Source organism: Alicyclobacillus suci (assembly GCF_017329615.1).
GTDB classification, from domain to species: domain Bacteria; phylum Bacillota; class Bacilli; order Alicyclobacillales; family Alicyclobacillaceae; genus Alicyclobacillus; species Alicyclobacillus suci.
In genome coordinates this window covers 1-22643 of the sequence record NZ_JAFMTW010000051.1, presented here as the reverse complement: position 1 = coordinate 22643, position 22643 = coordinate 1, and the positions used below count along the sequence as shown (strand labels likewise).

The following is a 22643-nucleotide window of genomic DNA, read 5'->3' as shown; positions in this document are numbered from 1 at the left end:
CTTCCTTCCCATTTTTGCAAGCGTTCTTGGACAGCGAATCCGTCAGTTCTCGGTCAACTTACACCGTCAGTTTTCGGACGTTATGCTATGTCAGTAACAAGATATGATTGTGGGCGGGGATGGGATTCACTCGGTGGTGCGTAATTCAATGTGGGGTAAGGATGACCCGGCCTTTACCGGACATATGTGCTGGCGTGCAGTCGTACCCGTTGACGAGTTTCCATTTTCCTTTGTTGAACCTGCAGCTTCGTTTTGGATGGGGCCGAGGGCCCATGTCGTAACATATTATGTTAAAGGCGGTAAGGGAGTCAATATTGTAGCCGTTAAGGAAACAGATGAATGGGTAAAGGAATCATGGGTCGAACCGAGTTCTACTGAAGAATTGTTGGCAGCGTTTGAAGGATGGCACTCTGACCTCATTCAACTCTTTGAACGAACGAGCAAGACTCAGGTTTTCAAGTGGGGATTGTATGACCGAGATCCAATGGCGCAGTGGTCACGCCGTACTACGACACTTCTGGGTGATGCTGCCCATCCAATGCTTCCGTATTTATCCCAAGGAGCTGCAATGGCAATTGAAGATGCGTACGTCCTGGCAGAAGCAATCGAATACTTTGAAGGCAACCTCGAACGTGCACTGGAGGCTTATGAATCCGAAAGGCGCCCCAGAACGTCAAGAGTGCAGCTAGAGTCTCGTGAAAGAGGACGGACATACCACCTTGAGTCACCTGAGGAGCAAAAGAAGCGCGACCTGGAGATGCAGCAGAAGCAGGAGAAAAACCCTAACGCGTCCGGTATTAAGGCTGAATGGGTATATGAATACGATGCTAGGAAGTGCAGTGAACGGTTCAATACACTCAAGGTATAAGCGCACAGGAGTAGTTGCGATAAGCTAAGTCGATGGGATGTCAATTAGGATAGTTCTCACAGACGAAGCTTATCGCGACGATGTGGAGTAAAAGGCTATAGGTTGAAAGTGGGAGGTGGTGGACAAAGCACTTGGATCAATTCGAGCGTTGAAATGGTAATACTTGTTCCTTTTTTGAAAGCGTTTACTATAAAATTGTATTCCTAAATTTATCTATTATGGGAATTGAGGTGCTTCGAAGATGCGTAGTAACGAAGGATCAGACATGGATTACGGAGCCAGTGAAACATTTGTCGTAGAACCTCACGGCATAGAACATATTCCAGAGAACAAACGCTACGGGCGTGTCACAAAATTATTTAATGTATGGTTCGCGTCGAATTTACATCTATCAACTTGGACGATTGGTACGCTTGGTATCACTCTTGGATTGAACGTCATCGGCGCTATAACGGCCATTCTAGCTGGAACAGCCCTTGGCGCAATTGCCGTTGGAGTCAATACGGCGATGGGCCCAAAGTTGGGGATGCCTCAATTGGCGCAAAGTCGAGCATCATTTGGTTACAGGGGGAACTACGTTCCCGCAATCCTAGCGTGGCTTGGATTCCTTGGTTGGTTCACTGTTAATAACATTCTTGGAGCCCTTGCAATGAAAGAGGCTTTGCATGTTCCCTATTTAATAACGATGTTGATTATGTCCATAGGGACAATTCTTATGGCACTTTATGGCCACAACTTGATTCACGGTTTTGAACGAATTATGACGTACGTTGGTGGGATTGTCTTTCTTGTTGTGACAATTGTGGTATTCACGCATCCTTCTTCAAATGGTTCGTTGCACCATCACAATTCAGTGCTGATTTGGTTGGCTGAGTTCACGATTATGTTTTCTTATGCCGTTGGTTTTTCTCCGTACGCTGCCGATTATGGACGTTACCTCCCAGCCAAAACTCGGGTGCGCGGTCCGCTATTTGCAACAGCATTGGGTCTATTTGTTTCTATCGGTTGGGTTTCCTGTATTGGTGCAGTTACGGCAGCTAGATTTATTCATTCCGAACCAATCACCCTAATCGGAGATACGATGGGCGGATTTGCAGTAATTGCATATATAGCTCTGGCTTTAGGGTCAATTAGTTCAAATGTGCTGAATATTTATAGTGCCTCCCTTTCTGCGCTCACTTTTGATCTTCCTTTAAAACGTTGGTCTGCAGCTTTGCTCATAGGTGGTCTAAGTATCATTCTCTCCTTGATTTTCAGCAATGAGGGAAGTGCAACCAACTTCATTGAGAATTTTCTAGATTTTCTGGTATATTGGGTCACTCCGTGGTTTGCAATCCAAAGTGTTGAATTCTTTGTTAATTCCCGTCGGAGAGGTTTGCAGTATGGTGCAGTTGATTTTTACAACCCTAATGGACCGATGTCGGGTGTTAAATGGAAAGGCCTCGGGAGTTTTATTTTAGGCGTTCTTGTTTCGATTCCTTTTATGGCCTCAGCGCTTTACACCGGTCCAATTGGACATATGCTGGACGGCGCTGATATTAGTTACTTCGTAAGTTTCGTGGTCGCAGGCGGCGTTTATTGGATTGTCACCACTGGAGAACGTCGCGTGATGGCTGCCGATATGGTCAAGCCAGAGATATCAAGCTGAACATATAGGCACACGTAACTTCGAGCGGATTCTGTGAATTCCACGATAACCGATACGAAAACTCGAGGGGGTAATTTCAATGGCCGAACAGATGTCGAACTCGAAAATAGGAGGGGAAGACGATTTCGCTCTGGAGGCCGTCCCCGAGCACGCGAGGATGCCATGGAGCAGTATCCTGAACGTAACGATGGGCATCGTGGGTGCGATGATTTTTATGCAGCTTGGTGGAGAGATGGCACTCACCTACGGCAGTGTCGATGCGATTCTGGCCATGGTATACGCGACGGCCATGAACGCAGTTTTAGCCATCATTCTAGCATTTTTCGCCGCAAAGACGGGTCTTAATGCAGGTCTGTTGACAAGAGGAACCGGCTATGGATTTGTCGGTGCGGCGCTTACGTCTTTGCTCTATGCATCCAATTTTATCGTACTCGCGGCCACGGAAGGAAGTATTATGTCTCACGCGGTTCATACGTATCTTCCTTCCATCCCCCTTTGGTTGATCATGCTCATTCTTGGTGCCGGAATCATTCCACTGAGCCTCTATGGCATGAAGCAAATCAATAAATTTCAGAGGTATTCTCTGCCTGTTTATATCGTTCTTTTAATTAGCGGCATAGTTGTGGCGCTGCACAAGAAGGCATCCACCGCAGATCATTGGCTTACGTTCTCGCCACATGGGCAGATGATGGGGGGCGCAGCGCTATTAACATGCATTGGGATTTTCAATGGCATCATTGGCGGTCAAACGCTCTTAACGGCAGATTATGCCCGCTTTATCAAGCTGAAGGAAATTAGATTTGCCCCCTTTATCATTGGGTTTGTCCCGCAGTTGGGATCCTACCTCATCATGGGCATGGTTGGAATTTGGTTTGCTGTTCGGTTTGCACAATCCGATCCCGGTGTCTACATGGTTTTTGTCCTCGGCGTTGGCGGTGCACTGTACACAGTTCTCACGCAGCTTCGTATTAATTTGATAAACATCTACAGTGGATCGCTCGGTTTAGCGAATTTCTTTGGTCGGATTTTTAAATTCACGCCGGGACGCGTGTTTTGGGTGATAGTCACAGCGGGTATTGCAGTTGTGGCTATGCTGTCCAATATCATTGCGCACATTGGTGTCGTCCTTACATTCCAGGGTGTCAGTATGTTTGCGTGGACGGCTTCCGTCCTCGCCGATTTACTCGTTGTCAAGAAGCTTTTGAAGATCGGTCCTTCACATGTAGAGTATCGGCGAGGGCATCTTCGGGACTGGAATCCTGTCGGCCCGATTGCGTTGCTGGTGGGGTCGGCGGTGGGTCTCATCTTGGCCATCTCTCATGTCGGTACGATTGCGTCCTCTATCTCGGCATTTATCGCAGGGGGGATAGCTTTCGTCCTACACATCGTCTTAGCCGCGGTCACGAAGGGAAAGTATTATGTCGTAAGTGGCGTAAAGAATGGCGAGCGACGATTGGATGAGAATGAGACACCTGTCGAGGGTTATTAGTCTGCTACTGCTCTTTCGTAAACGTTTGTTCGTTCAGCTAGCGTTCGTCGGATGAGGGGCTACCTACTGGGGGTGGCCCCTCATCCGTCGTGGCGGCTGGGACAACATTTTGTCACAGAGAGGAATTCGTCTGTGTAAATACGAACATCAGCCAATCATCACCGTGAATTTTAGCCGTTTTGATTGTTTGCAATTTCGTTGTCCAAATATACGATGAAATCACAAACAATCTTCAGAAAAGTGCAGAAATAAGGGGGGAACAAACTATGTCCGAAACGTCCAACACGAAGTTGACGACACCGCCGTCCGCTTACAAGATTGTCAATATTCCAGAGCCGTATGCGGATGTGATTCAGCGTTACGGTGTCGATGGCAAGTTCGTCAATTCGCAGGAGAGCCCGTGGGTGCCGTTCGGGGAAAATGCAGCCATTCGTCACCTGGCCTTCGACGTCCGCAATAATATTGCCAGCAACATTTTATGGATCAAGTCGGGCGGTGTTATCGGTACGCACCGGCATCGGGGTACCATTGTGATGGTCTGCCTCGAAGGAAGCGCCCGTTATCTTGAGTATGACTGGGTGGCTGGCCCAGGAGACTTGATTTACGAAACGCCCGGATTGACGCACACGCTCGTGAGCGATCACCCGGAAGGAGTTAAACTGTTTGGCTGGCTGCAGGGCGCCATTGAGTTCTTCGACGAAAACGCGAATTTCCTCGAGACGGTGGATGTCTGGTGGTATATCAATCACTACGAGACCTATTGCCGTGAGCATGGGATTCCAATGAATCCACAAATGTATCTCTGAAAATGATTGCGATGCAGAGCTAGTTGCGATGTATGAAAGCGCTTAACTAAATTTCTTCAAGGCGGCCAACGGGTCATTAAACTTCTCGAAAAGGGTGGGGTTGCGTGCGGTCCTCAAGCCGATGGTGGTCGTATGAAAACGCTGTCTTGGGTATTCTGTCACTGGGCTGGGGCTTTCTTTTTTTGGAACGGATGGACATCAATTACTTGATGCCGTTCATGGTGAAAGATCTACATCTATCGAATGCTGAAGTGGGTTTCGTCGCCGCTGGATTTTCCTTGACATGGTCGTTATCGGGTTATTTTGGCGGGTATTTTGGAGACATTTTGGGAAAGCGTAAGCTCCTCTTAATCATCAGTGTCCTTGCGTTCTCCCTCTGTTCCTTTATTACTGGTCTGGCCACCGGATTTCTTCTGTTAGTTGTGTTCCGAATGGTGATGGGGATGCTCGAGGGGCCGTTCTTTCCCGTGGGCACATCGATTCTCTTAGCTGAATCGACGTATTCTCGCCGGGGATTCAACTTAGGGTTTTTGCAAAATTTCTCCTCGAATATTTTAGGGGGCATGATTGGGCCAGTTGTCATCGTGGCAATCGCGACGGCTGTGGGCTGGCGGTATACGTTCTTCTTCACTATCATTCCAGGCATCGTCGTGGCGCTGTTGATGTGGAGATTTATCAAGGAGCCGAAACTAACCCGTGAAGATGCATCGGAACTGGTGACGCACGGTGGAAAGCAGCAAGGTGAGAAGATCCGTCCGTGGACGGTCTTTAAGTATCGAAACATGATTCTTTGCATGATCATTTCGGTTTGTCTAATCCCCTGGTACACCCTACTGTTCACCTACGCACCTTTGTATTTGACACAAACTAGAGGATTGTCCCCCCACATCATGAGTTATGTCATGTCGATAGTGGGTGTGAGCGCTGCTGTTTGGGGATTTGTCGTGCCTATGTTGTCGGATAGGTGGGGCAGAAAGTCGATGATGATTCTGTTTTGCTTGATTTCTATCATCGGGCCGGTATCTGTCCTGTACCTGCACGCCGCCCTCTGGTTCTTCATGGTCGTCATTTTTATCGGATGTGCTGGCACCGGCGGGATGGCACTTTACATGTCGGTCATTCCCTCCGAGACCGTACCGCGAAAGATTGCAGGCGCCGCGATTGGCCTAGCGATGGCCTCCGGAGAATTCGTCGGCGGCGTTGGGATTGTCTCTGCTGGTGGGGTCCTGGCGAACCACTATGGATTAGCGGCGCCTCTGTTGATGTCCGCTGCATTTGCGCTGGTCGCGGCGCTCGTCGCAATATTTCTCACGGAGACGGCCCCTATCAAAGTGAAAGCGCGACTCGCGTCGGCGCCGGAGGCCCAGGTCAACTTGGATGTGTAACTTCCTAAGTGAACTTAGTGGAGAAGAGGCGAAAACCTATGAAAGCTGCCATGTGGTATGGGAGAAAAGACGTCCGCGTGGTCGATATTGAAACGCCCGTCGTCAAAGCAGGAACAGTGAAAATTCAAGTCTCGTGGTGTGGGATTTGTGGGAGCGATTTACACGAATATATAGCTGGTCCGATGACCATCCCCGTCGGAACGCCACATCCGTTGACAGGTCAGGTTGCCCCAGTCGTTCTGGGGCACGAGTTTTCCGGGCAAGTGGTCGATGTGGGGGAAGGTGTTACGCATGTGCAGGTTGGTGACAGGGTTGTCGTAGAACCCGTGCTCAGTTGCGGGCAGTGCTCACCTTGCCAAAGTGGACGATATAACTTGTGCGTACATCGTGGCTTTCATGGATTGACGTCAGATGGTGGCGGATTTTCCGAATACACGGTGGTTCAGGCGAACTTAGTACACAAACTACCGGAGTCGCTGTCGTTTGAAGCTGGAGCCATTGTTGAGCCAGCGGCAGTTGCTGTGCAAGCGGTGTATTCCAGTGGAATCAGGCTTGGGGACACATGTGTTGTGTTTGGCGCAGGTCCGATTGGTCTCTTGGTCATTCAAGCGGCGCGGGCTGCTGGCGCGAGTACCGTGATTGTCGTGGAAGTTTCCGAACAAAGACTTGCGAAAGCCAAACAACTTGGCGCTACGTACGTGATCAACCCACAAAGGGAGGAACCCCTTGCTGTCATTCTCGAGCTCACCGGCGGACATGGGGTGGACGTCAGTTTTGAGGCCGCAGGCGCAGAGGCCGCGCTGACACAGGCGCTCGAATGTCTGAAACCAGGTGGCGAGTTGGTCGTTGTCAGCCTCTGGGAGAGGGGAATTTCTCTCCATCCGAATCTACTCGTTTTGAACGAGCGGAAAATCTCGTCATCTGCGGCGTACTGCAGGATGTTTCCGCGAGTGATGTCGCTCATGACCAGTGGGCAAATCAATGCTGAGGCACTCATCTCTAAAAAAATCTACTTAGGGGACATAGTCGCCGAGGGGTTCGAAACCTTGTGGACGGACAAATCCCAATCCAAGATTCTCGTCCGGCCGAGGTGAACACTCGAAAAAGGTGTTTGAAGCCATCAATTTAGGAGGTAGCGCACGATGAACCGATTTGAGGAAGAAGTCTACCATTGTACGGATGTTATTTCAGATTTGCTGGAACGCACGGAGAATCCGCTACACAAGGCGATTCTCAAGAATTACCGCAGACATATTCATTTGGAAGGTGCCGGGTTGTTTGAAGACATCATCGCACCAGACATGATGACGGAGGAACCCCTTTATCGAATCAACTGGGGTGAGCCAAGTGTCATCCGGGGGAAACAGGGCGTGGTAGATTTTTATAAATCGGTGAAAGAGGCTGTGATGTGGAATACGGACGATAAGATTGCCGTGGCGGACTGGGGACTTTGCGATGAACTCACTTTTAATTTTTTGGTGACGGGGATTGACCTAGTTGCGCTTGGCGTCGATGTCGAGGATAAAGACGCCATTTACCACTATCAAACCCGTCAGGCTTTCGTTTGGCCATACGACGAGCGTGCCAGGCTAATTGGCGAGCATCTTTACGTGGACGCGACGAGCGTTCACGTTGAAAAAGTCCATCCGAACGACGTGATTACGCCGTCGCGCGCGAGAGAAATTCATCTGGAAATTCTCAAAACATTGGATGAATAAGGAGGCGCCTATGAAATCACCGTTTTTTTTTCTAAACCACTCCAGATATGTGTCGTCTATGTGTCGTCATTGATGATATCGACCGTTACGCGAAGACGTACAATGATGACTATGGTATTGGGCCGTGGGCGTTCTTCGATTTCAACGGAGATACGATAGATGATATGACGCTTCGTGGTGAGCGTAGAAACTATCGCAGTGCATGTCGCGTTGTCGAATTCCTTTGGATTCTTCGGTGGGATTGCCAAGAAACGAGGGGGGACCATTTATGTCCTACTTACAAGGCCAAATTGCTGTCGTGACGGGCTCTGGCAGCGGTATTGGCAAAGCGGTTGCGGAGGCGTTGTGCCAACAAGGGGCCCATGTTTGCATTGTGGACCTGGATGCGACAAGGGCGGCTGAAGTGGTTGAACAATTCAAGGCCAAAGGGTTGCGCGCTGCAGACTATGCGTTGGATGTGTCGAATTCACGGCGTGTTTCAGAGTTTTTCACAAGCGTGGAAGAGACCTACGGAAAACTAGATATCTTGGTGAACTGCGCAGGGTATGCGGCGACCAGTTTACTCGACGAGATGGACGATGAAGCGTGGACACGCATGCTCAGTGTTCACGCCGATGGTTCATTTTACTGCTTACGCGAGGCCGCAAAGATTATGAAAAAGCATCACTATGGGAGAGTTGTGAACATCTCTTCTCTCGCTGCTGAAAGTGGCATGTACGGACACGTGCATTATACGGCTGCGAAATACGCCATTGTCGGTCTCACGGAGGTGGCGGCTAAAGAACTGGGGCCATTTCACATCACAGTCAATGCCATCAAGCCGGGGATTATTCGCACGCCGTTGGGCGAGCAGGGGCTGCTGGCGAACGGGGTAGGCGAGCGGTTTGAACGCGTGACCCCCATTCAAAGAATTGGTGAACCTAAGGATATCGCGAGAACCGCGGCATTTTTAGTGCACCCAGAGTCGGACTTTATCACCGGGACGTCCATTGTGGTCGACGGCGGATTCATCCTGATGAATGAAATGGATACGGTTGTGTGTGAATCTTTGAGACAGGTGTGATTGCCTTCTTACCTAACCCGGTCCGACAATGGATTGAAGCAAGCATATCAACGTTAGCTTGGGGGCCGCGCCTGTGGCGCGGCTCTTTTTCATGTCAGCCCGTGTCAGCCGGTCATCCTGTGAATACATCCTAACAGGAGCTTGTCCTAAATAATTCAGAATTGACTGTAAATATAAGCGGTGTTATTCTGTGTTTGACCACAATGCGGGCGAGGTGATCGTATTACGGACATGGAGCGGGCGAGCGGAACAAACAAGACCCTCATTATTCAAAAAATCGGGAGTATATTGGACTTCGTTTCGCGGAATGGACCGGTGTCGTCGATATCGAAGATGTCCGCTGAATTAGAAATTCCACGGGGGACACTTCACCGATTAGTAAACGATTTGGAAGAAGCGCAGTTTTTGACTCGTTATGAAAACGGTTACGAAATAGGTTGGAGGGTGCTGTCGCTCGCTGTACATGCGTTAAACAATCGCGACATGGTGGAGGTGGCGCGTCCATTCTTGCAATGGCTATCTAGACAAACGGGCCTTAACACCTCTTTGTATGTCCGGGTAGAGGAGTGTCGCATGTGTGTTCATCGCATTGAAGGGGCATCGATTCTGCGACCGGCTGTGAAAGTGGGGGAATTGTTGCCGCTACATGCTGGTGCGTCAGGGAGGATTCTCACAGCGTGGTTGGAAGAGACACAGAGAGAAGCGCTACTTCGTTCATCGAGAGGGCGCTTTCCTGAAGTTGTTTCCACACATGACGTCGCTTGGTGGAAGAAGGTTCGAGAACAAGGGTGGGTTCTAAGTGTTGGTGAGCGAGATCCGGAGCTTGCTGCGTTGGCGGCACCTTTGTTTGATGTCAGTGGTATGGTCGTCGCTTCGTTATCTGTTTCGGGGTCAACGTTTCAGTTTTCGAAACAAGATCCGAACGACATTGCAGAGTTGGTGACGGAATGTGCTCGTAAAATCCGCTTACAAGGGAGATGAAACTGGAAAATTTCAATAATGATGAACAAGGAGATGGGGACTGTGGGGTCTTCAATGACATCGAGGCATAAACGACCGTTGGAAGATATCCGCGTCTTAGAGCTTGGGTCACTGATTGCGGGTCCTTTTGCAACAAGGCTGCTTGCGGATTTTGGTGCAGAGGTCATTAAGATTGAGTCTCCCCATGGTGACCCATTGCGTAAATGGGGACTGCTCACAGAGACGGGGGACTCGTGGTGGTGGCAGGCGCAAGCAAGAAATAAGAAACTCATGACGCTGGATTTGAATCATCCGGAGGCACAGCAAATTGTTCGAGACCTTATCTGTGAGTCGGATATCCTCGTCGAAAATTTTCGCCCTGGGCAAATGGAGAAGTGGGACCTAGGGTACGACGAGCTCACAAAGCGAAATCCCGGACTGGTTTATGTCAGCGTATCTGGTTTTGGTCAGTCGGGGCCGTATCGGGATAGGCCAGGGTTTGGAAATATCGCCGAGTCCATGAGTGGGATGCGATACGTCACGGGGTTTCCTGACTTGCCGCCTGTTCGGGTAGGGTTCTCCATCGGCGATGAGATTGCGGCACTGTACGCGGTGTTTGGCGCGTTGATGGCACTGCTCAGGCGGGAGAGGCACCATGATGGTCTAGGTGACCATATTGATGTCGCCCTGACAGAAGCCGTGTTCAGTATGACTGAAGGGGCAATGACGGAGTACAAACACACGGGTGTGATTCAGCAAAGAACGGGGAATGCGTTGAAGCGTTCTGCTCCGTCGAACATCTATCCAACGAAAGACGACAAATGGATGGCTATCGGGGCGAACACCCCTAGAATTTTTCCACGCCTGCTCAAAGCGATGGGGCGTGAAGACCTCATCGAACATCCGAAGTTTATTGACAATCAAGCGCGGCTCGCGAACATCGAAGAACTTGACCAACTCATCGCGGATTGGACGAAGCAGTTTTTGCTTGCGGAACTATGGGAAACATTAAATGCGTATGAAGTGCCGGCCGGGCCTGTGATGAATGTTGCGGATATTGCATCTGATCCGCACTACATCGACCGCGAGATGATTATTGAAGCCCCTTCAGAGGATTTAGGTGCGGTCTTTATGCCTGGTATCGTGCCAAAACTGAAAAATTTCCCGGGGCACGTCGAACACGCTGGTCATCGCCTTGGGCATGATACTGTCTGGGTACTCAAGTCGCTTTTGCATTGGGATGACGATAGAGTTGCGGCCGCGATGGAGCAAGGAGTGATTTACCAATGAATTGGCCGAAGTCCGTAAAAGTCATCGACGTCACGCCGCGGGATGGCCTGCAGGATGCCACAGGGGAATTGACCTCTGAGCAAAAGATTGAGCTGTGTAAAGATCTCTATGCGGCAGGCGTACCGAGTGTGGAAATCACCGCATTTGTCTCTCCAAAGTGGGTACCGCTGATGCGCGATGCAGAAACGGTTGCGAATGCCTTGAGAGATCAGCCTGACACGATTGCACTCGTGCCGAATCACAAGGGATTTGAACGGGCGCTTCGCACAGGTGTCGATGCGGTCACGTTTGTCGTTTCCGCGAGCCCTATCCACCAGCGCGAAAACCTGCGCATGTCATTGTCCGATTCGTTTGAGCAATTTCGGGGAATTGCTCAAACCCACGCAAGTTCCCAGATTCGATTACGTGGCGCGATTTCCTGTGCGTTTGGGTCGCCGTTTTCTACGGAGTCCATTACACCAGAGACGGTTGCCGATATCGCTCGGGAGTATGTTGACTCGGGTGCCGTTGAGTTGAGCCTTGCGGACACAGTCGGCGTCGGCACCCCGCAAGCTATTTACGACACGATTTTACTGGTGAAGCAACGGGTAGGCCACGATATCCCCATCACGCTGCACTTACATGATCGGTATGCGCTTGGCCTTGGCAATATCGTTGCGGCACTGGCTGCTGGCGTCACGGTCTTTGAGACGGCGCTGGCTGGTTTAGGAGGGTGTCCGTTTGTACCAGATGCACCCGGGAATTTAGATACTGAACAAGTGGTACATTGGTTGCATTTGATGGGAATTCACACGGGAATTGATGAACACGCTTTGGTGCATGTTAGAAAGCGCTTACTTAAAGATTTGGATGCGTCTATGGTGAAGCAGGGGAAGTTGAGATGAGGGTAGTTTCAGCAAGTGGGAAAGCAACACGCAGGCATCTGTGGAGGTGGATGTACAATGTCCAATCTGTCGATTGCAGCGAGAGTAGATAGGCTCCCTATCGGGGCGATACACCGAAAAGCGGCGTTTATTATTGGGCTTGGTTTATTTTTTGAACTGTATGATGTATATCTATCTGGGGTGTTGGGATCCGTCATTTCAGATCAGTTTCATATCAGCGGATCGACCCAATCGTTACTGCTTGGTTCGTCTTTCCTGGGGATGTTCCTTGGGGCGATTTTCTTGAATCGCATGGCAGATTTGATTGGCCGTCGTAAGGCATTTATGGTGAACCTTCTCATTTACTCCGTGTTTACATTTCTGTGTGCATTTAGTCCGAGTGTTGTGCTGCTGGTCTTATTTCGCTTCCTTGCCGGCGTTGGCATTGGTGCTGAGGCGCCACTTGGCGACACTTATCTCAGTGAAGTTCTTCCAACTTACCGCCGCGGCAAATTAATGGTGTGGGCCTACACGTTGCAGTTTTGTTCCATGCCGGTAGAGGGGCTGTTGGCTCGTTGGATAGTTCCAACGCAATTCGGAATGGCAGGTTGGCGCTGGATGTTTATCATTGGCTCCTTGGGTGCCGTTTTCGCGTGGGCCTTGCAACAGTTTTTGCCTGAATCTCCACGTTGGTTAGAATCGGTTGGGAGAAAACCAGAGGCAGAGGAGATTATGATGAGGTTTGAGCGGCATGTCGATAGGAGCGAGGAGGAGATTCTCACAAGTGCCATGCCTACGGTGCCCGACCCTCCCCAGGAGAAATTGCCTGTTTCGACCTTGTTTGTGGCGCAATTCCGCAAGCGGACGATACTGTTGTGGGTATTCCAAATTCTCCAAACATTCGGCTACTATGGGTTTGGAACGCTTGTTCCATTGGTGCTTGCGGCAAAGGGATTTGATGTGCATAGTTCGCTCACCTATACGACTTTGTCGTTTATCGGATATCCTGTCGGATCACTTATATCGCTGCCTATCGTGGAACGTATTCAGCGTAAATGGCTGATTGTCATGGCTGCGTTCTGCATGGCACTGTTTGGAATTCTATTTGGTATTTCTAACTCGATAGTTCTCATTATAATCTTTGGCTTCCTCTACACGATGGTGAGCAACATCTTTTCAAATGCTTATCACATTTTTCAAGTTGAAATTTATCCCACTTCAATCCGCGCAACTGCATCTGGTGCTGGTTATAGTCTCAGTAGACTATCAAGCGGTCTGATGCCGTTTGTCCTATTGCCTTTGTTGCAAGGCAGTGGTGCCACGGCTATGTTCTCCGTGGTCGCCATCGCGATGGTCATTGTAATGATAGATATCGGCGGTTTTGCTCCAAAGACCACGGCTCGTGTATTAGAGGAACTCAATGAAGTTCCCTCAGGTCTAGCCACATCGGCTGAAAATCATTCCATTACTCCGTAGTACGTAGAATAGACTTTGACTGAAGCGCACGAGGGCGCATGTCCTTGTGCGCTTCCATTTGAGGAGGTCCGACAATGAAGGATGATAAAAGCGTTCGGCAGATTGACCCGGTGCTTGAAAAAATCGCTGATTACGTCGTAGAGCAAACGGATTTTGGGGAACAGGCGCTATCCACCGCACATTTGACGTTGGTCGATGCCATGGGATGTGCGATGGCGGCCTTGCAGTACTCAGAGTGCGTCAAACTGCTTGGTCCAATAGTGGAGGGGATAACGGTGCCGTGCGGTGCGCGCGTACCCGGCACTCGATATGAGCTAGACCCTGTTCAAGCTGCATTTAATATCGGGTGTACGATTCGTTGGTTGGATTACAACGATACGTGGCTGGCGAAGGAGTGGGGACACCCGTCTGACAATTTGGGTGGAATTCTGGCAATAGCAGATCACATCAGTCGCGTTCGTGAGGCGGGGGGACAATCCCCGCTCACAGTTCGAGATATCTTGTTGGCCCTGATTCAGGCGCACGAAATTCAAGGGGTACTCGCATTGGAGAACAGTTTGAATCAGCATGGTTTTGATCACGTTCTATTCGTCAAGATTGCAACGGCAGCAGTGGTTACGCGCCTGCTCGGTGGGACGAGAGAACAGGTGCAGAATGCCGTATCCAATGCCTTTATTGATAACGCAAGTTTGCGTACGTATCGTCATGCACCGAATACGGGATGGCGTAAGTCCTGGGCGGCTGGTGATGCGACGAGCCGTGGCGTTTATCTTGCATATTTGGCCCTGCGAGGGGAAATGGGTTATCAAACTGCATTGTCAGCGAAACGTTGGGGGTTCGAGGACGTCATTCTGGCCGGAGAACCCGTGAAGTTGAATCAACCGTTTGCATCGTATGTCATGGAGAATATTTTGTTCAAGGTGTCGTATCCTGCAGAGTTTCATGCACAAACTGCACTCGAGGCAGCGATTCGACTTCATGAAGTGGTTAAACCTCGATTGAACGACATCGCACAAGTGACGATTCGCACACACGAATCAGCGATTCGCATTATCAGCAAGACGGGGAAGTTGATGAATCCAGCTGACAGAGATCACTGCTTACAGTATATCGTGGCCATCGGTCTAATTTATGGGACGATGACGAGTGAGCACTATCAAGCCCCTGTAGCCGCGGATGAACGCATTGATGCGCTGCGTGATAAGATGATTGTCGTGGAGGAACCGCGATATAGTCGGGATTATCTAGATTCTAACAAACGCTCTATCGCGAGTTCTGTGCAGGTTCAATTTACAAATGGATGTCGCACGGATGTTGTGGAAGTCGAATATCCAATTGGCCATCCACGTCGCCGGGCGGAAGGTATCCCGAAGCTTTGGGAAAAGTTTCGCGATAATCTGTCTATGCATTTTAGCAGGGAACAAGTCACGCGAATTTATTCAACGTGTCAATCCTTTCATGCGCTGCAACGCATGCCTGTAAATCAGTTTGTTGACTTATTTTTGCCGGAGAATTAAATGATGTGAGGTGATTTTATGACTTGGTTAGTTGAACCAGATATTCAGCAGAATACGTTGGCCGCGCGCTTTAGGGAGCTTATGAAACAACCAAAGGTTTTGCAGATTCCTGGGGCGCATGATGGAATGAGTGCATTGCTCGCGAAAGAGGTTGGTTTTCAGGCGCTTTATTTATCGGGTGCGGCGTATACGGCGAGTAAGGGAATTCCTGATTTAGGCTTGGTTTACTCGGAGGAAGTCGCTCGACGTGCGAGAGATCTCGTTCGCGCAACGAAGCTCCCCGTTCTAGTAGATATCGATACAGGTTATGGTGGCGTACTCAATGTGGCGAGAACGGCGAAAGAAATGGTCGAGGCAGGCGTTGCCGCTGTGCAAATTGAAGATCAGGCGATGCCCAAGAAATGTGGCCATTTAAATGGGAAAAGGCTGATTTCAGCGGACGAAATGGCGCAAAAGATTCAAGTCATCCGCGAGGTGGCTCCCACGCTTATCGTGATTGCTCGAACAGACGCAAAGGCTGTCGAAGGTCTGACATCGGCATTGGATAGAGCACAGCGTTATGCGGCCGCGGGCGCACACGCGATATTCCCAGAGGCGTTGTTAAACGAAGCGGAGTTTCGCACATTTCGCGAGGGGATTTCTCTACCGCTGCTTGCGAATATGACGGAGTTTGGGAAGACACCGTATTTTACTGTGGAACAGTTCGCCGAATTGGGATATGAAATGGTCATATACCCTGTTACATCACTACGAGCCGCCGCGAAGGCATGCCGCGATGTATATCGGGAAATTCTGACCGCAGGTACGCAAAAAGGGGTACTCGATTCACTGCAGACGCGGGCAGAACTTTATGAAACCATTGATTATCATGCATATGAGGCTTTGGATAATCGAATTGCGAAGACTGTATTGCCAGTGGAGGGACAGGAGTGAATCCAATTGGCAATGCCAAGATTTGATTTGGAACCTTTCCCTGACCGTATTTCATTGGGTGAAGAGGTTAGCATAAAACGTTTAACATGGGAGTCGTGCCTGAGGCACGGCTTTTTTTGTGGTGCGCACTCAACTTTTATATGCTTAGGCAAATTATCAGCTAAGTTTTGAATTATTCGTATTGAATCACAGAATATCCTGTGCTAGCATATCAATATATCCAACATTGTCGACAGTATTGTATTTTTTAAGGAGGGGAGAACAAGTCGTAGTCGACATTAATATTTGCCTGTTGAACTAGATTTTGAAAGCGGTTGAAGCGTGAATATTTAATCTTGGAGGGGTTGTAAATGAACGCAAAGTTTGAGCAGGGACTGGCGATTAGAAAAGATGTATTGGGTGCAGAACATGTGGAGCGTTCGTTGGCGAATGCAACAGATTTCGATAGACCAATGCAGGAATTGAGTACGGAGTGGTGCTGGGGTACGGTATGGGCGCGCAAAGGATTGTCACGCAAGGAGCGAAGCATGATTAATCTCGCGATGCTGAGCGCACTGAATCGTCCAGATGAGCTAGCATTGCACACGAAGGGCGCCATTCGAAATGGGTGTACGCCGGAAGAGATTACAGAAATTTTTATGCAGGTTGCGATTTATTGCGGTGTTCCAGCAGCGATGGAAAGTTTTAAAGTGGGAAAACGGGCGATTCAAGAGTTACAAGAGACGTCTACAACCTAATGTGACATTACAATTCGAAGAAAGGGGGAACGACACATGGGCATGGTTGAGGAACAAAAGGCGTTGAGGGACCAGTTTGTTGATACGTTCGGTTATTGGAATGAAATGTGGAATAGTTTGTTGCTAGCTGACCCTGAATTTTTCGAAGCATATTTACACTTTGGTGGTGTTCCCTGGCGCAGCCAGCATTTGGATAAAAAAACGAAGGAGTTTATCCATGTTGCCGTCGATGGAGCCGCAACACATCTGTTTGTCCCTGGTTTGCGAGAGCACATTCGTAATGCTATCGATTTAGGCGCGACAAAAGAAGAACTGATGGAGGTTTTAGAGTTAACCAGCTCACTGGGGATTCACGCTTGTAATATCGGGGTTCCGATACTTGTAGAGGAGTTAGCGGCCAGTGGGCAGCCGATAACTCGCCAATGGACTGAACAGCAGAAACGTTTAAAAGAGGAATTTGAGCGCAAGCGCGGGTATTGGAATGCATTTTGGGAAGATATGCTGTTGCTAGACGAAGACTTTTTTGAGTCATATATCCATTTTTCTTCTGTTCCTTGGGTGAGCGGGGTTTTAGAACCAAAAGTTAAAGAACTGATTTATACCGCATTCGATGTAGCGGCTACACATCTGTATGAGTCAGGGCTACGTCAACATATTCGTAACGCAATTGGATACGGTGCGACCAAGGAAGAAATTATGGAAGTCATCGCGCTTGCTTCAACCTTAGGTATTCATGCATGTAACGTGGGTGTTCCAATTTTATTAGATGAAATTCGAATTTCGAAATCTTCAAATTCAAGCGTGGAACCAAGTGAATCGATACGTTCCAAATGAGACAACAAGGTTATGTTGAAGGGCTTAAAGGAGTGGAGTCGATTGGGAGAGACGTTGGGTTTTATTGGGCTTGGCAACATGGGACATCATATGGCGAATCGGCTGCTTGCAAATGGCTACTCTATGGTGGTATTTGATGCTAGAAGTGAAGCGCTTGACTCGTTTAGAAATCACCCGAACGTAACTGTAGCGTCATCATCTGCCGAAGTTTCGAAACTTGCAAAGACGATTCTCGTGAGTCTTCCTAGCCCGCAGGTTGTCAAGGATGTTGCGCTAGGTAAAGGGGGACTTTGTGAGGGTGGTGAATTCAACACATATATCGATTTGTCAACAACGGGGCCGCTGGTATCATCGGAGATTGCCAATCAACTTGCACAGCGTGGTGTGGTTAGTCTAGATGCACCCGTAAGTGGAGGGGTCCCTGGGGCAAAAAAGGGAACTCTGTCAATCATGGTGTCGGGCTCAAAGGTGGCCTATGAGCGATGTACACCGATTTTAAAGGTCATCGGCAGCAAGCTTTTCTATGTTGGGCCGAATGCGGGTCAGGCGCAAACTATGAAAATTGCAAATAACTATTTGTCAGCAGTGGCGCTCGTAGCCAGCTCTGAGGCTATTGTTTTAGGCGTGAAGGCCGGCCTTGATCCTAAAATCATGTTGGATGTTTTAAACGTGAGTAGTGGCAGAAATAGTGCTACGTTGGATAAGTTCCCGGCTGCCGTATTGAATCGGCAATTTGACTATGGGTTTAAGTCAGGACTGATGTATAAAGATGTGGCACTTTGTATGAGTGAGGCGGACAGACTAGGTGTCCCTATGTGGGTAGGTACGAATATGAAAGAGATTTGGAAACTCATGCGAGAAAAACTTGGCGCCGATTCGGACACGACGGAGGTTGTCCGTATTTTCGAAGAGTGGGCGGGGGTTCAGGTCGTCGGGCAGTGATTTGATCGATTGATACGAGGAGGTTGTGTTTTCGTGATTGCTCAGGCAACATATCAATTTGGTTCATTTATCAATGGGCATGAATTGAAGTCAGGTGTGCGAAAAAGAATCGAAGTTAGAATGCCATACGATGGGCAATTGTTGGGGGAAATTTTCTGTGCTACGAAAACAGAAGCCACCCAAGCAATTACAGCCGCAGATGAGGTTTTTAGGACTACAATGAAAGCGTTACCGGCACATCGGAGATCAGAAATTCTTCGAAGGACAGCTGATCTTTTGGAGGAACGGTCTGACAAGTTTGTAAACCTATTAGCAATGGAGACCGGAAAACCCCTGCGAGAGGGGCGGGGAGAAGTTGACCGGGCGATTCAGGTTCTTCGGTTTGCCTCGGAGGGTGCGAAGACCATCCACGGCGAAGAAATTCCGCTTGATAGTGCGCATGGTGGAGAGAATCGCATTGGTTTTACACGCCGCTTCCCGCTGGGGGTTGTGGTTGCCATTACGCCATTTAATTTTCCATTAAACCTAGTTTTGCACAAGGTCGCACCCGCGATTGCTGCTGGGAATACGGTGGTGCTCAAACCGGCCGAGAAAACACCAATTTCCCCAGTGCTGTTATATCAGTTGTTTGAGGAGGCTGGTTTGCCTGCAGGAGCCCTCAACATTGTCATGGGAACTGGGCCGGATCTTGGTGAAACGTTAGTTACGGACGCAAGGGTTCAGAGGGTGACATTTACGGGCAGTGGGCTTGTGGGATGGAAGTTAAAGGAGTTGGCGGGTCATAAAAAAGTGACATTGGAGCTTGGTTCAAATGCGCCGAACATCGTGTTTGAGGATGCAGATTTGGATGCAGCGGCAACGGCTTTAGTCAATGGTGGAGTCGTCACTTCCGGGCAAGCCTGTATCTCTGTACAACGCGTTTATATTCAAAATTCTGTTTATGACGCATTGGTAGGCAAACTGGTTTCTCGAGCCAAGGGGCTGAAAGTTGGAAATCCATTGGATGAGACTACGGATGTTGGGCCAATGATTACAGAAGATGCCGCAAGACGTGCTGAAGAATGGGTAAAGGAAGCCGTCACGCAGGGGGCAACGGTACTTACTGGCGGGACTCGTCACGGAACTTTGTTTGAACCTACGATTTTGGGTGACGTTACTTCTGAAATGAAAGTTGTCTGTCAGGAGGTGTTTGCCCCCGTACTTAGCGTGATGCGATTTGAAACAGAGGAAGAAGCCATCGCGATGGCCAATCAATCTGATTTGGGGCTTCATGCGGGGGTTTTTACGAAGGATATTTCTCGAGCATTGCGTATTGCTGATCGGCTAGAAACGGGTGGCGTGTGGATTAATGATGCCTCAGTTCGGAGATTTGATCACATTCCATATGGTGGCGTCAAAATGAGTGGCATTGGTAAAGAAGGCGTGCGGTACGCAATTGAAGAGATGACTCAAGAAAAATTTATTGGAATCAACCTAGGATAGTGTGTTTCTTTTTCAGTTACACCGATGTCTGAATGCGTTGTGCAAATAAATACACTCTATTTAGTCGACATTTTTGTATTCAATATAGGTGTGGTAGCAGCAAATTTGCTGATTGTTACTAGCTGACACGGGACGATGGAATGAGGTAACTGCTTACTGTGCAGGGATTTAGGGAAACAAGTTGAGTGCGTTAAATCGACCCGACGAATTGGCTTCACGCATTCGAGGTGCTATCACGAATGGCTGTACGGAGGAAGAGATTACGGAAATTTTCATGCAGGTAACCATCTATTGTGGCGTTCCTGCTGGCATGGGGAGCACGTATGGGAATAGGTTCTGGTGAACGGAACCTATTCCTCAGGATGAATCGTCGTTTTTGGCTGGACAAAGTAGTGTTTCGCAATTTATGAAAGCGCATACGTAATGTTGATTGAAATTTATTTGGGACAGACGTTGAACACGTCATGTATTGGTGAGGGGGGCATTGTAATGGCTTATAGTGCGGTCATTGAGACGGATGAATTGCAGCAAAAGAGGAATTCCGCAATTCGAGGTGCATTTTTCACGGAATTTGTTGATATGTTCGACATCTATCTTCCCACTGTGATTCTCACGCCGGCACTTGCGTATTTTGAACCAAAACAGATGCCCGCAGGCCTAGAGGGGATTTTAACATCCCTTGTATTTATCACGACATTGTTAGGGCGACCCGTTGGGGCGGTCGTGTTTGGAGCGATTGGTGACAAAATTGGACGACGCAAAACCACTATTAGTGCCGTGACGGGTTTCTCTATAATAACGTTGCTGATAGCGCTAATTCCTGGTCATAGCACAATTGGAATATCCTCGTATGTGATACTGGTCATCCTTCGCTTCTTGGACGGGGTTTGTTTGGGCGGTGGATATACCGGGTCACACCCGCTTGCGCTAGAGTATTCAGAGAAGAGCAAACGCGGGTTCGTTGGCGCCTTTATTCTTGCAGCATTTCCCCTCGCGTATATTTTAATCACATTGCTCGGGATGGCTTCATTTGCGATATTTCCAGTTGCAGGTCCGACGTCCCCTTACGACGTTTGGGGGTGGCGCATCCCGTTTATCATCGGATCTATCATCGCAGCTTGGTTAGTTCTCTATTATCTACGAAATGTACCTGAATCCGAGGTGTGGGAATCATCGGAGAAAACAAAGGTTCCACTGTTTAGTGCTTTTAAAGGAGCTAATGGGCGTAGCTTTATTCAAGTATTTGTCATGATGAATGGTTTTTGGCTGACCCAGAACATTGTGACACTCGTTCTTCCGACTACGATATTGGGGACGTTTTTAGGAATGTCGGGATTCCCTTTGACGCTGACGCTGTTGATAGCGTACGCGGTTCTCTTTATTAGTTACATTGTTGCCGGCTTGATTGGACAAAGAATTGGGCGTCGCAAGTTTTTCATTATTGCGGGGCCAGCGATTGCAATACTGGGTACGGCGTTGTTGGCCATCATTCTCAGTGGCAAGGAGATGTCCTTAGGTCTCATGATCTTTGTCGTCTGTGTGTTTGCGGCGATCGCAACGTCACCGTGGGGCGTCATCGTGACGTATATTAATGAACGGTTTTCAACCGGTGTTAGGGCGTCAGGCTTTGGACTGGGATTTAGCGTTTCCGTGATTATTCCTTCATTTTACGCATTTTTCATGGATTGGCTGGGTCACCTGATGCCATATCGATTTAGCAGTCTAGTCCTGTTGTTCATTGGTGCTTTGCTTGGAACGATTGGCGCAATAGCTGGTCCAGAGACTAAAGATGTCGATTTTACGGAAGTGGGTTAGTCTACGTCGATTTCATTAAAATCGTCTACCACATGAAGTTCACCGGCATGAGCGTCGTGGTTACCAGTAATTAGATAGGAAGGAGGAATTGCGATGTTTGAAGAGATTGAAGCATGGCAGCGGCGTTGTAACCAGGACGCAGAGGCAAGGTTATACGCTTCTGAAACCAATTTTGAATTTTCCATCACAGTCGGTGACGAAGTGGTGATGTGTTGTGTGGAGGACGGTGAATACACGTTTCGACGCATCACTTTCGGGACAGCTGTGCCTGATGTGAACCTGGTAATTCCCCCACATTACTGGATGCAGTTTATGCAGGCGACACCTCCTCCATTTTTCAACACTTTTAACGCGATGCGTGCACATTTTCCAGAGGTAACTGTTGAGGGTGATGAGTTGAAATGGGCTCAATTTGTTGGACTCATCGAATCTGTGTTGCGCTTTGCGAGAGAATCTCAATCTGATATTTGTCTGTCTTCACAGAAATCTTATGATGTTTCGGCAATTGTCGGTCGTTATATCCACTTTGCCAGTTCAGAGGAGAAATCGGTCGTTTATTATGAAGAGTCAGGGAATGGAAAACCAATCGTGTTTTTGCATACGGCTGGATCTGACTCACGACAGTATCGATATTTACTAGCTGATTTGGAAATGCAACAAAATTGGCACATGTATGCATTAGACCTTCCCTATCATGGGAAATCCGACCCCGTTGGGCAAAGTAGAGTCCAATATACTGTGTAAAAAGGGATGGCACCCCGGGGCATAAAATATGAGCCATCCGCCCCTCTTTGGTAGAATGTGAGATTGGAGAAAA

At 48.8% G+C, this 22643-nt stretch carries 21 protein-coding genes; all 21 read left to right on the top strand.

From position 1 onward, the window contains the following. Positions 1 to 103 precede the first annotated feature (103 nt). The 21 genes from J3482_RS17320 to J3482_RS17220 all read left to right on the top strand — a co-directional run bounded on the left by J3482_RS17320 (position 104) and on the right by J3482_RS17220 (position 22570). On the top strand, positions 104 to 868 hold the full coding sequence (locus J3482_RS17320) for an FAD-dependent monooxygenase (protein WP_268884583.1): 765 nt from the start codon (positions 104 to 106) through the stop codon (positions 866 to 868). A gap of 265 nt (positions 869 to 1133) precedes the next feature. Further along, positions 1134 to 2516: a purine-cytosine permease family protein gene (locus J3482_RS17315; RefSeq protein ID WP_188332291.1), complete on the top strand. Its 1383-nt coding sequence runs from the start codon at positions 1134 to 1136 to the stop codon at positions 2514 to 2516. Between the two features lie 79 nt (positions 2517 to 2595). Further along, positions 2596 to 4005: a purine-cytosine permease family protein gene (locus J3482_RS17310; protein WP_146823698.1), complete on the top strand. Its 1410-nt coding sequence runs from the start codon at positions 2596 to 2598 to the stop codon at positions 4003 to 4005. Between the two features lie 266 nt (positions 4006 to 4271). Beyond that, positions 4272 to 4811 carry a 2,4'-dihydroxyacetophenone dioxygenase family protein gene (locus tag J3482_RS17305; protein WP_146823697.1) on the top strand — a complete coding sequence of 180 codons (540 nt, stop codon included), beginning with the start codon at positions 4272 to 4274 and terminating at the stop codon, positions 4809 to 4811. A 104-nt stretch (positions 4812 to 4915) separates the two neighbouring features. Further along, on the top strand, positions 4916 to 6196 hold the full coding sequence (locus tag J3482_RS17300) for an MFS transporter (RefSeq protein ID WP_206918588.1): 1281 nt from the start codon (positions 4916 to 4918) through the stop codon (positions 6194 to 6196). 38 nt (positions 6197 to 6234) lie between these two features. Then, positions 6235 to 7290 carry a 2,3-butanediol dehydrogenase gene (locus J3482_RS17295; protein ID WP_146823693.1) on the top strand — a complete coding sequence of 352 codons (1056 nt, stop codon included), beginning with the start codon at positions 6235 to 6237 and terminating at the stop codon, positions 7288 to 7290. Between the two features lie 48 nt (positions 7291 to 7338). Next, positions 7339 to 7914 carry a hypothetical protein gene (locus J3482_RS17290; RefSeq protein ID WP_146823692.1) on the top strand — a complete coding sequence of 192 codons (576 nt, stop codon included), beginning with the start codon at positions 7339 to 7341 and terminating at the stop codon, positions 7912 to 7914. A 268-nt stretch (positions 7915 to 8182) separates the two neighbouring features. Continuing rightward, on the top strand, positions 8183 to 8977 hold the full coding sequence (locus J3482_RS17285) for an SDR family NAD(P)-dependent oxidoreductase (RefSeq protein WP_188332290.1): 795 nt from the start codon (positions 8183 to 8185) through the stop codon (positions 8975 to 8977). A gap of 231 nt (positions 8978 to 9208) precedes the next feature. Further along, positions 9209 to 9958 (top strand): IclR family transcriptional regulator, encoded by a 750-nt coding sequence (locus J3482_RS17280; protein ID WP_146823688.1) that lies wholly within the window; start codon positions 9209 to 9211, stop codon positions 9956 to 9958. 42 nt (positions 9959 to 10000) lie between these two features. Continuing rightward, positions 10001 to 11227, top strand: a complete 1227-nt coding sequence (locus tag J3482_RS17275; RefSeq protein WP_328702311.1) for a CaiB/BaiF CoA transferase family protein — start codon at positions 10001 to 10003, stop codon at positions 11225 to 11227. Further along, positions 11224 to 12111 carry a hydroxymethylglutaryl-CoA lyase gene (locus J3482_RS17270; RefSeq protein ID WP_146823686.1) on the top strand — a complete coding sequence of 296 codons (888 nt, stop codon included), beginning with the start codon at positions 11224 to 11226 and terminating at the stop codon, positions 12109 to 12111. The genes J3482_RS17275 and J3482_RS17270 overlap by 4 nt, the downstream gene beginning before the upstream one ends. A gap of 57 nt (positions 12112 to 12168) precedes the next feature. Next, positions 12169 to 13566, top strand: a complete 1398-nt coding sequence (locus J3482_RS17265) for an MFS transporter (protein ID WP_206922830.1) — start codon at positions 12169 to 12171, stop codon at positions 13564 to 13566. Between the two features lie 74 nt (positions 13567 to 13640). Next, complete coding sequence (locus tag J3482_RS17260; protein ID WP_206922829.1) at positions 13641 to 15083, top strand: bifunctional 2-methylcitrate dehydratase/aconitate hydratase; 1443 nt, start codon at positions 13641 to 13643, stop codon at positions 15081 to 15083. Between the two features lie 18 nt (positions 15084 to 15101). Continuing rightward, entirely contained in the window at positions 15102 to 16016 is a 915-nt protein-coding gene (gene prpB / locus J3482_RS17255; RefSeq protein ID WP_146823681.1) for a methylisocitrate lyase, read from the top strand. 350 nt (positions 16017 to 16366) lie between these two features. Beyond that, positions 16367 to 16753 carry a carboxymuconolactone decarboxylase family protein gene (locus J3482_RS17250; protein ID WP_146823679.1) on the top strand — a complete coding sequence of 129 codons (387 nt, stop codon included), beginning with the start codon at positions 16367 to 16369 and terminating at the stop codon, positions 16751 to 16753. Positions 16754 to 16789: 36 nt separating this feature from the next. After that, entirely contained in the window at positions 16790 to 17587 is a 798-nt protein-coding gene (locus tag J3482_RS17245) for a carboxymuconolactone decarboxylase family protein (RefSeq protein ID WP_146823677.1), read from the top strand. Positions 17588 to 17629: 42 nt separating this feature from the next. Continuing rightward, positions 17630 to 18529 (top strand): NAD(P)-dependent oxidoreductase, encoded by a 900-nt coding sequence (locus tag J3482_RS17240; protein ID WP_206918605.1) that lies wholly within the window; start codon positions 17630 to 17632, stop codon positions 18527 to 18529. A gap of 33 nt (positions 18530 to 18562) precedes the next feature. Further along, entirely contained in the window at positions 18563 to 20011 is a 1449-nt protein-coding gene (locus J3482_RS17235; RefSeq protein WP_223204189.1) for an aldehyde dehydrogenase family protein, read from the top strand. Positions 20012 to 20192: 181 nt separating this feature from the next. After that, positions 20193 to 20354 (top strand): carboxymuconolactone decarboxylase family protein, encoded by a 162-nt coding sequence (locus J3482_RS17230; RefSeq protein ID WP_146823673.1) that lies wholly within the window; start codon positions 20193 to 20195, stop codon positions 20352 to 20354. Between the two features lie 146 nt (positions 20355 to 20500). After that, positions 20501 to 21826: an MFS transporter gene (locus J3482_RS17225; protein ID WP_146823671.1), complete on the top strand. Its 1326-nt coding sequence runs from the start codon at positions 20501 to 20503 to the stop codon at positions 21824 to 21826. Between the two features lie 93 nt (positions 21827 to 21919). Beyond that, on the top strand, positions 21920 to 22570 hold the full coding sequence (locus J3482_RS17220) for an alpha/beta fold hydrolase (RefSeq protein WP_206922828.1): 651 nt from the start codon (positions 21920 to 21922) through the stop codon (positions 22568 to 22570). Positions 22571 to 22643: the final 73 nt, after the last annotated feature.